An 11,495-nucleotide genomic window follows, 5' to 3' on the forward strand; every position below is an offset into this window, starting at 1 on the left:
GAGTATGGCAATGTTAAAAATACCAAATCATGTAGCAATTATACTGGACGGCAACGGCCGCTGGGCAAAGAGCAAGGGGATGCCCAGAAATTACGGCCATACCATGGGGGCAAAAAACGTGGAAGGGGTATGCCGGGCAGCTTATGACTTAGGCATCCGCTACCTTACTTTTTACGCCTTTTCCACGGAAAACTGGAGTCGTCCTGACAGTGAGGTGGAAGCCATTATGAACCTTTTGAAATCCTACTTAAATAACTGTCAGAAAATTGCAAAGAAGAACAATATGCGGGTGCGGGTGATTGGGGATTTGTCCCGTTTGGATGAGAAGTTCCGAAACAATATTAAGGCCCTGGAGGAAAATTCCAGGGAATATGACGGTTTATGTCTTACTATTGCCATTAATTATGGGAGCAGGGACGAGATGGTCCGGGGTATGAAAAAGATGACGGAGGATGTCATTGCGGGAAAATTTGGAGTGGAGGATATCAGCGAGGAAAAATTTGCCTCCTATCTGGATACCGCAGACATTCCCGACCCGGATTTGCTTATCCGCACCAGCGGGGAGATGCGGCTGTCAAATTATCTTTTATGGCAGCTTGCTTACAGCGAATTTTATTTTACCGATACGCCCTGGCCAGATTTCCACGAAAAGGAATTAAGGCAGGCTGTGGAGGCATATAGTTCCAGAGACAGGAGATATGGCGGATTGAAAGAAGAGGGAAGCAATGTTTAAGACAAGATTACTAAGCGGAATTGTGTTAATTGCCCTGGCGCTGTTTTTCCTTATTGCAGGAGGAAATTTTTTATGGGCTGTTACAGTGGCGATATCACTGATTGGGCTGTTTGAACTTTACCGGATTTTTCATATGGAAAAAAGTATGGCGGGAGCAGTGGGATATGGAATGGCCCTGGTGTTTTATGGGAATCTTCTGTTTCATTTTTCAGGGGATGCCATGGTTTTTGCTATGGGATTTTTAATTCTTCTCATGTTCTGCTATGTATTTACTTACCCCAAATATAAAACGGAGCAGGTCTTGGCTGTATTTTTCGGCGTATTTTACGTGGCGGTGATGCTTTCCTATGTGTATCAGATTCGTATGCTGGAGCGGGGAGCCTACATTGTATGGCTTGTATTCCTGTGCTCCTGGGGATGTGATACCTGCGCCTACTGTGTGGGAGTACTATTTGGAAAACATAAGATGTCGCCTAAATTAAGCCCCAAAAAGTCTGTGGAGGGAGCTGTTGGAGGAGTCGTTGGAAGCGTTCTTCTGACTTTTCTCTATGTGTGGATTTTCCGCAGTGCCATGGATGTAACTTTAAATGAGGCGGTAATTTTGTCTGCTATTTCCGGTGTGGGAGCTTTGATTTCCATGGTGGGGGATTTGACGGCCTCCGCCATAAAGCGGAATTATGAGATAAAGGATTACGGCAATTTGATTCCGGGGCACGGAGGAATATTAGACCGCTTTGACAGTGTGATATTTACTGCGCCTATCATTTACTATCTGGCAGTTTATTTTGTGTAACCATAATGTTCATTCCGGGCACACCGGTGTAAGAGAGGATAACATGAAGAAAATAGCGATATTAGGCTCCACAGGCTCCATAGGCACCCAGACCTTGGAGATTGTAAGGGAACAGGGGGATATTCAGGTGACGGCCCTTGCGGCAGGGGGGAATATTTCCCTTTTGGAAAAGCAAATCCGGGAATTTCGTCCTGGGCTGGTAAGTGTCTGGGAAGAAAAAAAGGCCAAGGATTTAAGAGAAAATATCAGAGATTTGGATATAAAGGTACTTTGGGGCATGGATGGGCTGATTGCAGTGGCCACAGAGAAAAATGCTGAAATTTTAGTCACTGCCATTGTGGGCATGGTGGGTATAAGGCCCGCCATAGAGGCCATAAAGGCCAAAAAAGCCATCGCCCTGGCAAACAAAGAGACTTTGGTTACGGCGGGACATGTGATTATGCCCCTGGCAAAAGAGTACCGGGTGCCCATACTTCCGGTGGACAGTGAGCACAGCGCTATTTTTCAGTGCCTGCAGGGGCAGAAGGGCAATCCCATTAAAAAAATACTGCTGACGGCTTCCGGCGGCCCCTTCCGGGGAAAAAAGAGAAAAGATTTACAAAACATACAGGTGGAGGATGCCTTAAAGCACCCCAACTGGGAGATGGGGAAAAAGATAACCATCGATTCCTCCACTCTGGTGAATAAGGGCCTTGAGGTGATGGAGGCAAAGTGGCTTTTCGGGGTGGCGCTTGACCAGATACAGGTGGTAGTGCATCCCCAGAGCGTGATTCATTCCGCAGTGGAATATGAGGACGGAAGCGTTATCGCCCAGCTTGGTACAAGGGATATGCGCCTGCCCATCCAGTATGCCCTGTATTATCCCTTAAGGCGGCCCTTAAGCGGGGAAAAATTAGACCTTTTTGCCCTGGGAAGCCTCACCTTTGAGGCGCCGGATATGGAAACTTTCTCCGGCCTGTCCTTAGCTTATGATGCCATGAGGCGGGGAGGCAATATCCCCACGGTGTTTAACGCGGCAAATGAGCGGGCGGTTGCCATGTTTTTGGATCGAAAGATTTCCTATCCTGCCATTACGGAGATTATCGGAGAGTCCATGGAGAGCATTGGGTTTGTGAAAGAGCCAGATGTGGAACAGATTCTTGAGACGGAATCTGCCACGTATGAATTTATAGAGAGCAGGTGGTAATTTGAAATTTGTAATTGCAATTATATTGTTCAGTATTATTATTTTGTTTCATGAGCTGGGACATTTCCTGTTTGCCAAGAGGGCTGGAATCCGTGTCAATGAGTTCTGCCTTGGCATGGGGCCCACGCTGGTGGGAATTACAAAAGGGGAGACGAAATATTCCATCAAACTGCTGCCCTTTGGGGGAGCATGTATGATGGAGGGGGAGGATTCCGACAGCCAGGATGTCAGGTCCTTTGGGGCAAAATCTGTTTGGGCCAGAATCAGCGTGGTTGCGGCAGGGCCTGTGTTCAATTTTATTATGGCCTTTGTGTTTGCAGTGATCTTATTGGCCTTTGCAGGATATGACAGGCCGGAAGTTCTTGATGTGATGGAAGGGTATCCCGCCCAGGAAGCAGGGCTTAAGGCAGGGGATATGATTACAAAAATCAATCACACCTCCATCCATTTTTACCGGGAGGTAAGCATGTACACCATGTTCCATGAGGGGGAAGCGCTGGATGTCACCTATGAGCGGGACGGGGAAAAATTTAAGACGGTGATTACACCTAAATTTGACGAAGAGTCCGGCAGATATTTAATGGGTTTAACCGGGACTTACGCCAGGGAAAAAGGCAGCCTGGGACAGACGGTGCTCCATGGCGTGTACGAAATGAAATACTGGATTTGGACTACCCTGCAAAGCCTTAAAATGTTAGTGACAGGCCAGGTGGGAGTAAACCAGATGTCAGGGCCTGTGGGAATTGTAAAAACCATTGGGGACACCTATGATGAAAGTCTTACGGACGGGTATTTCTATGTCTTTTTAAATATGTTAAACTTTGCCATACTCTTAAGCGCAAACTTAGGGGTGATGAATCTTCTGCCCCTTCCTGCCTTAGACGGCGGACGCCTGGTATTTCTCATCATTGAAGCTGTCCGGGGAAAAAAGGTGGACCCGGAAAAAGAGGGCATGGTTCATTTTGTGGGAATTGTGCTTTTGATGGGCCTGATGGTATTTGTAATGTTTAACGATATCCGAAACCTGATTCGGTAAAAGGGGGAAATTATGGCCAGAGAAGCTACAAAGGAAATAAAAATCGGAAATAAAGTGATTGGCGGGGGAAACCCGGTTTTAATCCAGTCTATGACCAATACGAAAACAGAAGACGTATCTGCCACTGTGGAACAGATTCAAAAACTTGAAGGGGCAGGCTGCGATATTATCCGCTGTGCAGTGCCTGATATGGAGGCGGCGAAGGCTCTTACGGAGATAAAGAAGCACATAAAGATTCCCCTGGTAGCAGATATCCATTTTGATTACCGCCTTGCCATCGCAGCTATGGAGCACGGGGCAGATAAAATCCGCATCAATCCCGGAAATATCGGGGCAAAAGAGCGTCTTTTGGCGGTGGTAAAAGAGGCGAAAGACAGAAATATCCCTATCAGGGTTGGGGTAAACAGCGGCTCATTGGAAAAAGATCTGGTGGAAAAATATCACGGCGTTACCCCGGAAGGCCTGGTGGAGTCCGCCCTTGGCAAAGTGAAAATGATTGAGGATATGGGATATGACAATCTGGTGATAAGCATCAAATCCTCAGATGTGATGATGTGTGTCCGGGCCCATGAAATGATAGCGGAGAAAACCACATATCCCCTCCATGTGGGCATTACGGAGGCGGGCACCATTATCAGCGGAAACATTAAATCCGCTGTGGGCCTTTCCCTTATTTTAAATCAGGGTATCGGGGACACCATCCGGGTATCCCTTACGGGGGATCCCTTGGAAGAAATCAAGTCCGCCAAGCTGATACTGCACACCTTAGGGCTTCGCAAAGGGGGCATAGAAGTAGTATCCTGCCCCACCTGCGGCAGAACGAAAATCAATCTCATTGCACTTGCCAACGCCGTGGAAAATATGGTGGCAGACATTCCCTTAGACCTTAAGGTGGCAGTGATGGGATGTGTGGTAAACGGTCCCGGGGAGGCAAAGGAAGCAGATATCGGCATTGCCGGAGGCATTGGGGAAGGGCTTTTGATAAAACACGGGGAAATTTACAAAAAACTGCCGGAGGAGGAGCTTTTGCCCGCCCTTCGGGAAGAATTACTGCATTGGGGTGAATAGAAATGGCAAAATTCTTTTTTGATGTGTTCCCAACTCTTACTGTAAATGAGGAAATGAAAAATTTACTGTCGGAGATGGAGATTACCAAGGTAAGTGCGAATCCTTCTAAAACATGGATTCGCATTTATCTTTCCGGCCCGCGGCTGATACATAAAAGCAATATTTTTGCACTGGAAAAACAGATAAAGAAACAGTTGTTTCCCAGCCAGCATATGGAAATTAAAATTATAGAAAAATTCCGTCTTTCGGAGCAGTACACCGCCAGAAAGCTTATGGATATTTATAAGGGAAGCATAGAGGAAGAGATAAAGGAGTACAGCCTTCTGCTTTACAATGTGTATCACAGCGCAAAGTCCGAATTTCCGGAGGAAAACCGCATGGAGCTTACCCTGGAGGACACCATTATCGCCAGGGAGAAATCTGAGGAACTGATACGGATTCTGGAAAAAATTGTGTGCGAGCGCTGCGGCCTGGATTTTAAAATCGACTTGGATTTTGCTGAGGCGAAAAAGAGCAATCGTATCAAAAATGCGGATTTTGTGATTCACCAGGAAGTGAAACATGTTTTGGAGCGGGCCATGGAACACAAAAAGGCCCAGGACTTAGCCGGGGAAGAGCCGAAAGATTTGGGAGAGAATCAAAAAAAGGCCCCAAGAGAAAAACAGCCGGAAAACCAAAAGGATTCAGGGAAGAGTTTCGGGAAGAAAGAGTTTAAGGGAAAGGGTCATTCTTACCAGATGAAAAAATCGGATAACCCGGACGTGGTTTACGGCAGGGATTTTGAGGATGAGGTCATCCCCATTGAAAATATTATGGGGGAGATGGGGGAGGTAACTATCCGGGGCCAGGTGATTGAGCTGGATAAGAGGGAGATACGGAATGATAAAACCATTGTGATTCTCTCCGTCACAGATTTTACCGATACCATTGTCCTAAAGATTTTTACAGCAAACGACAGGCTTCCTGAACTTTTGGATGGGGTAAAAAAGGGGGCTTTCCTAAAAATCAAAGGAGTTACCACCATTGACAAATTTGACGGGGAGCTGACCCTTGGCTCCATTTTCGGCATAAAAAAAATCGGGGATTTTAGAAGCGGGCGGAGGGATTTAAGCCCTGTAAAGCGGGTGGAACTCCACTGCCATACAAAAATGAGCGACATGGACGGGGTTTCTGATGTGAAGGATATTATTAAATGCGCCAAATCCTGGGGGCATAAAGCCCTGGCTATTACGGATCACGGGGATGTACAGGCATTTCCCGATGCCTTCCACGCAGTTTCCCCGGAGGAAGATTTTAAGATAATTTACGGGGTGGAAGCTTATCTTGTGGACGATTTAAAATCCATGGTGGAAAACGAAAAGGGACAGGGTCTTGCTGACACCTATGTGGTCTTTGACTTGGAGACTACAGGATTTAGCCCCAATGTAAATAAAATCATTGAAATTGGGGCGGTAAAAGTGGAGAAAGGCCTTTTGACGGAACGTTTTTCCGCCTTTGTAAATCCCGGCGTGCCTATTCCTTTTGAAATTGAAAATCTCACAGGAATTAACGACGATATGGTAATCCATGAGGAGCCTGTGGAAGTTGTGCTTCCACGGTTTATGGAATTTTGCGGGGACGCTGTGATGGTGGCCCACAATGCGGATTTTGACATGAGTTTTATCAAGCATAACTGCAGGGAGCTTGGGATTCAAAAAGATTTTACCATACTGGATACGGTGGCTCTTGCCAGGATGCTCTTACCGGGGTTAAACAGATTTAAGCTGGATACGGTGGCAAAGGCCCTTGGGGTTTCCCTTGAAAACCACCACAGGGCGGTGGACGATGCCGGATGTACCGCTGAAATATTTGTTAAGTTTATAAAGATGTTAAAGGAGAGGGGGATTGAGGATTTAAATGCGCTTCAGGGAAAGGGAAATGCGGATGCAAAAGCCATTGGGAAAATGCCCACAAACCATGCCATTATCCTTGCCACAAACGATGTGGGTAGAATTAACCTCTACCGTCTGATTTCCCTGTCCCATTTGACATACTATAACAAACGTCCCAGAATCCCAAAGAGTGAGTTTGTAAAACACCGGGAAGGACTTGTAATCGGCAGCGCCTGTGAGGCGGGAGAGCTGTATCGGGCGGTGGTAAACGGCAGGCCCAGGGAGGAAATTGCCAGGCTTGTGGAGTTTTACGATTATCTGGAAATCCAGCCCTTGGGGAACAACCAGTTTATGATTGAAAGTGAAAAAGAGCCGGCGGAGAGCATAGAAGATATTAAGGAATTTAACCGGAAAATCGTAGAGCTGGGGGAGCAGTTTCATAAGCTTGTGGTGGGAACCTGCGACGTGCACTTTTTAAATCCGGAGGATGAGGTGTACCGCCGGATTATTATGGCGGGGAAAGGCTTTAAAGATGCGGACAACCAGGCACCTTTATATTTCCGCACCACGGAGGAGATGCTAAAGGAATTTGAATATCTGGGAAGTGAGAAAGCGGAGGAGATTGTAATTACAAATCCCAATAAAATTGCGGATATGTGTGAAAAAATCGCCCCGGTGCGGCCGGATAAGTGTCCTCCCGTCATTGAAAATTCCGACCAGACCTTAAGGGATATCTGCCACAGGAAGGCCCATGAGATGTACGGGGAAGTTTTGCCCCCGATTGTGAAGGAGCGGCTGGAGAGGGAGTTAAATTCCATTATCGGAAACGGCTATGCGGTGATGTATATCATTGCCCAGAAACTGGTGTGGAAGTCCAATGAGGACGGGTATCTGGTGGGTTCCCGCGGTTCCGTGGGTTCCTCCCTTGCCGCCACCATGTCGGGAATTACAGAGGTCAATCCCCTTCCCGCCCACTATCTCTGCAAAAACTGCCACTACAGCGATTTTGACTCTGAGGAAGTGAAAGTATTCAGCGGCAGAAGCGGCTGCGATATGCCGGATAAGTTTTGTCCCAAATGCGGGAAATCCTTAAGCAAGGAGGGGTTTGACATTCCTTTTGAGACTTTTTTGGGATTCAAAGGGAACAAGGAGCCGGATATTGACCTTAATTTTTCCGGGGAATACCAGAGCAAGGCCCACGCCTACACAGAGGTGATTTTCGGCTACGGACAGACTTTCCGGGCAGGGACTATCGGTACTTTGGCGGATAAAACGGCTTTCGGCTACATAAAAAAATATTATGAGGAGCGGGGCATCCACAAGAGAAACTGTGAGGTGAACCGCATTGTCCAGGGATGCGTGGGGGTGCGGCGCACTACAGGGCAGCACCCCGGGGGGATTGTGGTTCTCCCGGTGGGGGAGGAGATTGATTCTTTTACCCCGGTGCAGCACCCGGCAAACGATATGGCAAGCACCACAGTTACCACCCATTTTGATTACCACTCCATTGACCATAACCTGTTAAAACTGGACATACTGGGACACGACGATCCCACCATGATTCGTATGCTCCAGGACTTAACAGGGATTGACCCGGTGGAAATTCCCCTGGACGACCCTTCGGTGATGTCTCTGTTTAAAAATACGGAGGCTTTGGGAGTGACGCCGGAGGAGATTAACGGGTGTAAGCTGGGATGCCTTGGGATTCCGGAATTTGGGACGGATTTTGCTATGCAGATGGTTATCGATGCCAAGCCCCAGGAGTTTTCGGACTTAATTCGTATTTCCGGGCTGTCCCACGGAACGGATGTGTGGCTGGGAAATGCCCAGACCTTAATTGAGGAGGGAAAGGCCACCATTTCCACCGCCATCTGTACCCGTGACGATATTATGATTTATCTCATACAGATGGGCCTTGACAGCGAATTGTCCTTTACCATTATGGAATCTGTGCGGAAAGGGAAGGGCTTAAAAGAGGAGTGGGTAAAAGAGATGGAAGCCCACGGGGTGCCGGACTGGTATATCTGGTCCTGCAGGAAAATCAAGTATATGTTCCCCAAGGCCCATGCCGCGGCATATGTTATGATGGCCTGGCGCATTGCCTACTGCAAGGTGTTTTATCCCCTGGCCTACTATGCCGCCTATTTCAGTATCCGTGCCACCGGCTTTAATTACGAGCTTATGTGCCAGGGCCAGGAGCGGCTTTTATATTTCATGAAAGATTACGAGAAGCGGAAGGATACCTTGAGCAAAAAAGAGCAGGATACCTACCGGGATATGCGCATTGCCCAGGAAATGTACGCCAGGGGCTTTGAGTTCTGGCCCATGGATATCTACCGGGCAAAAGCCTCCCAATTCCAGATTATAGACGGGAAATTAATGCCGGCCCTATCCTCCATAGAAGGGCTGGGGGAGAAGGCTGCGGAGGCGGTGGAAGAGGCCTGCAAGGGGGGAAAATTCCTGTCAAAAGATGATTTCCGCCAGCGGACTAAGGTGAGCAAAACCGTCATTGACCTTATGAGCGATTTAGGGATACTGGCGGATCTGCCGGAATCCAACCAGCTCTCCCTTTTTGATTTCGCAGGATAAAAAAATCCCCTGTCTCTTTGGAGGCAGGGAGTTTTTTATGTGAACACGGACACATAAGGAAATTTGCTGCTGAATATTTATCAGTGGGGGTTAAAAATGGAAATGGTTCCGCTGCCGTCGGCAGGCATCCGGTAGATGGTTTCGTCATCGTCAAAATCACGGAAATAAACAGTATTTGAGGTGATATGGATATTTCTGTGGTTTCCGTTACGAAGCATCATTAAACCGCTTCCGTTAATATTCACCCGGCACAGGGCGGCATTGCCGTTTAAATCGTTTGTCTGTATGTAGATATAATTTCCGTATACGTTAAAGGTTTCAATCCGCTGGTCCACCAGGACAAAAGGCTCCGTGTCCCCGATTTCCAGAGAACAGAGACGGTAATCATTTTCACAGTCCAAAAAATAAATGGTATTGTTATACATAACAGGATTCCAGCAGTTTCCCTGATAAACCATCTGGCTGTTGCCGTTTGCAGTGTCTAACTGGTAGATGTTGTGGTCTTTTTCCTGTCCGTTATAATAGAGATACTGTCCGTTGCCGGAGCAGGGGTAATAAGGATTTTTATTTAAAATTTCTTTCTCTGTCCCGTCAATTTTTACCCGGTTAAAGGTGGAGGCGTTGTCCTCGTCGTAATGGATGTAGTATACGTAATTTCCGATAAGGGAGGCGTAGATGCTGGGGTCAGAGTCTAACACAAGGATTTTCTTGTTTTTTTTGTTGAGCCGGCACAGGCTGTTTGTGTTAAAACGCAGGAAGGAGAAATTTCCTTCCCCGTCTCCCCCAAGGTTGTTTCTCACATAATATACATAATGTTCGTCTGCATTTATGTATGAGGCAATATCATCGGAAAGTTTTTTTACTTCCGTCTCGTTTTTATTCATGGAGTAAAGTTTGTAACCATCATTGGGGTTGCTGAAATATATGGTGTCTCCGTATTCGCAGAACAGCCCGTCGTTGTACAAATTCCCGCCTATGTTTCCGTTCACATAGGAATCGTTGAAAATGGTCTGTTTGGATTTGTACTGATAGAAAAAGTATCCTGCCACACCAAGTACCAGGACGATGGGAATAATAAATGTTAGTGCTTTTTTCATATGCAATACCTCTCTTTGTTCGTTAAAATCGAAATATTTATATCTAATTATAACTTTCCCGAAAGGAAGTTGCAAGGGAATCTTGCTATCTAAAGTTAATTGTTATATGATAGGTGTAAGAAAATATCTCAGGGAGAGAAACTTTATGAAAGAGTATGAAAAAATCCGTCGGGAGATTGAGGAGATTGACAGAAAAATTTCAGATTTGTATCAGGAAAGGGTTGGGCTTACGGAAAAGCTTACAGAATACTGCCCCAAAAGCGGGGGGGATGTGTTTGGGTTTCATGCCGTAGATCAGCTTTCCTTTGAGGGGGCCTGTGTGGTGTTCCAGGGGGTGGAGGGAGCCTACAGCCAGCAGGCGCTTTTGGAATATTTTGGAAGGGGCATAAAAAGTTATCATGTGGATACCTGGCGGGATGCCATGGAGGCTATTGCGGGGGGAGAAGCGGATTACGCCGTGCTTCCCATAGAAAATTCTTCCGCCGGGGGAGTCATTGAAAATTTTGATCTTCTGGCAGAGTATGACAACTGTATTGTGGGGGAGCAGATTATAAAAATTGACCACTGCCTTTTAGGGCTTTTCGGGGCGGAAGTTTCAGATGTCACAGATGTGTATTCCCATCCCCAGGCACTGATGCAGTGCTCCAAGTATTTAAAAGACCAGGGCTGGGAAAAGCATGATATGAAAAATACTGCGGTTGCGGCAAAAGCCGTCATGGAGGAGGGGAACATAAAAAAGGCCGCCATTGCCAGCCGCATCACTGCGGATATTTACGGCCTTAAGGTGCTGGATACCGGGATTTCCGACAATACCTCCAATTCCACCAGGTTTATCATTGTGACGGGGAAAAAGATTTTTCAGAAGAAGGCTGGAAAAATCAGCATTTGTTTTGAGATTCCCCACAAAAGCGGTTCGTTATACCGTACATTATCTTACCTTATCCATCACAATCTCACGAAGATAGAGTCAAGGCCTATCCAGGGAAAAACCTGGGAATACCATTTTTTTATTGATATTGAGGGGAGCCTTTTGGATGCCTCTGTGGTAGATGCCCTGGAAAAAGTAAGGGCGGAGACAGAAGGGTTAAAAATTCTTGGAAATTATTAGAAAGGACATTACAA

The 11,495-nt window shown here is 46.8% G+C and carries 8 protein-coding genes; 7 read left to right on the forward strand and 1 reads right to left on the reverse strand.

Annotated elements, in window-relative coordinates; translation table 11 throughout:
* The first annotated feature begins 10 nt into the window (after positions 1-10).
* From D7Y06_RS01440 to D7Y06_RS01465, 6 genes are read left to right on the forward strand one after another with little or no spacing between them, the layout of a single operon-like run.
* A complete protein-coding gene (locus D7Y06_RS01440) occupies positions 11-733 on the forward strand; it encodes an isoprenyl transferase (RefSeq protein WP_199714599.1) in 723 nt (240 codons plus the stop codon).
* Positions 726-1,526, forward strand: coding sequence for a phosphatidate cytidylyltransferase (locus D7Y06_RS01445; RefSeq protein ID WP_120406060.1), 801 nt, complete (start codon positions 726-728; stop codon positions 1,524-1,526). Before D7Y06_RS01440 ends, D7Y06_RS01445 begins: the two co-directional genes overlap by 8 nt.
* 43 nt (positions 1,527-1,569) lie before the next feature.
* A complete protein-coding gene (locus D7Y06_RS01450; RefSeq protein ID WP_120406061.1) occupies positions 1,570-2,712 on the forward strand; it encodes a 1-deoxy-D-xylulose-5-phosphate reductoisomerase in 1,143 nt (380 codons plus the stop codon).
* Position 2,713: 1 nt separating this feature from the next.
* On the forward strand, positions 2,714-3,748 hold the full coding sequence (rseP, locus tag D7Y06_RS01455; RefSeq protein ID WP_120406062.1) for an RIP metalloprotease RseP: 1,035 nt from the start codon (positions 2,714-2,716) through the stop codon (positions 3,746-3,748).
* Positions 3,749-3,760: 12 nt separating this feature from the next.
* Positions 3,761-4,816 (forward strand): flavodoxin-dependent (E)-4-hydroxy-3-methylbut-2-enyl-diphosphate synthase, encoded by a 1,056-nt coding sequence (gene ispG / locus D7Y06_RS01460; RefSeq protein WP_120406063.1) that lies wholly within the window; start codon positions 3,761-3,763, stop codon positions 4,814-4,816.
* 2 nt (positions 4,817-4,818) lie between these two features.
* Positions 4,819-9,276, forward strand: coding sequence for a PolC-type DNA polymerase III (locus tag D7Y06_RS01465; RefSeq protein WP_120406064.1), 4,458 nt, complete (start codon positions 4,819-4,821; stop codon positions 9,274-9,276).
* Positions 9,277-9,356: 80 nt separating this feature from the next.
* Here the strand turns inward: D7Y06_RS01465 and D7Y06_RS01470 are convergent, their stop codons facing one another.
* A complete protein-coding gene (locus D7Y06_RS01470; protein WP_120406065.1) occupies positions 9,357-10,373 on the reverse strand; it encodes a DUF5050 domain-containing protein in 1,017 nt (338 codons plus the stop codon).
* A gap of 145 nt (positions 10,374-10,518) precedes the next feature.
* Between D7Y06_RS01470 and D7Y06_RS01475 the strand changes: the two genes are divergently transcribed.
* A complete protein-coding gene (locus tag D7Y06_RS01475) occupies positions 10,519-11,481 on the forward strand; it encodes a bifunctional chorismate mutase/prephenate dehydratase (RefSeq protein ID WP_120406066.1) in 963 nt (320 codons plus the stop codon).
* Positions 11,482-11,495 lie beyond the last annotated feature (14 nt).

It is taken from the genome of Roseburia sp. 1XD42-69 (assembly GCF_003612565.1).
In the GTDB taxonomy this organism is placed as follows: Bacteria; Bacillota; Clostridia; order Lachnospirales; family Lachnospiraceae; genus Roseburia_B.

Excerpts from the sequence above, each read along its gene's own strand:
- D7Y06_RS01470 (WP_120406065.1), bottom strand. The coding sequence starts at position 10,373 with ATGAAAAAAGCACTAACATTTATTATTCCCATCGTCCTGGTACTTGGT.
- ispG (WP_120406063.1), top strand. The coding sequence starts at position 3,761 with ATGGCCAGAGAAGCTACAAAGGAAATAAAAATCGGAAATAAAGTGATT.
- D7Y06_RS01450 (WP_120406061.1), top strand. The coding sequence starts at position 1,570 with ATGAAGAAAATAGCGATATTAGGCTCCACAGGCTCCATAGGCACCCAG.
- D7Y06_RS01475 (WP_120406066.1), top strand. The coding sequence starts at position 10,519 with ATGAAAGAGTATGAAAAAATCCGTCGGGAGATTGAGGAGATTGACAGA.
- D7Y06_RS01445 (WP_120406060.1), top strand. The coding sequence starts at position 726 with ATGTTTAAGACAAGATTACTAAGCGGAATTGTGTTAATTGCCCTGGCG.
- D7Y06_RS01440 (WP_199714599.1), top strand. The coding sequence starts at position 11 with ATGTTAAAAATACCAAATCATGTAGCAATTATACTGGACGGCAACGGC.
- D7Y06_RS01465 (WP_120406064.1), top strand. The coding sequence starts at position 4,819 with ATGGCAAAATTCTTTTTTGATGTGTTCCCAACTCTTACTGTAAATGAG.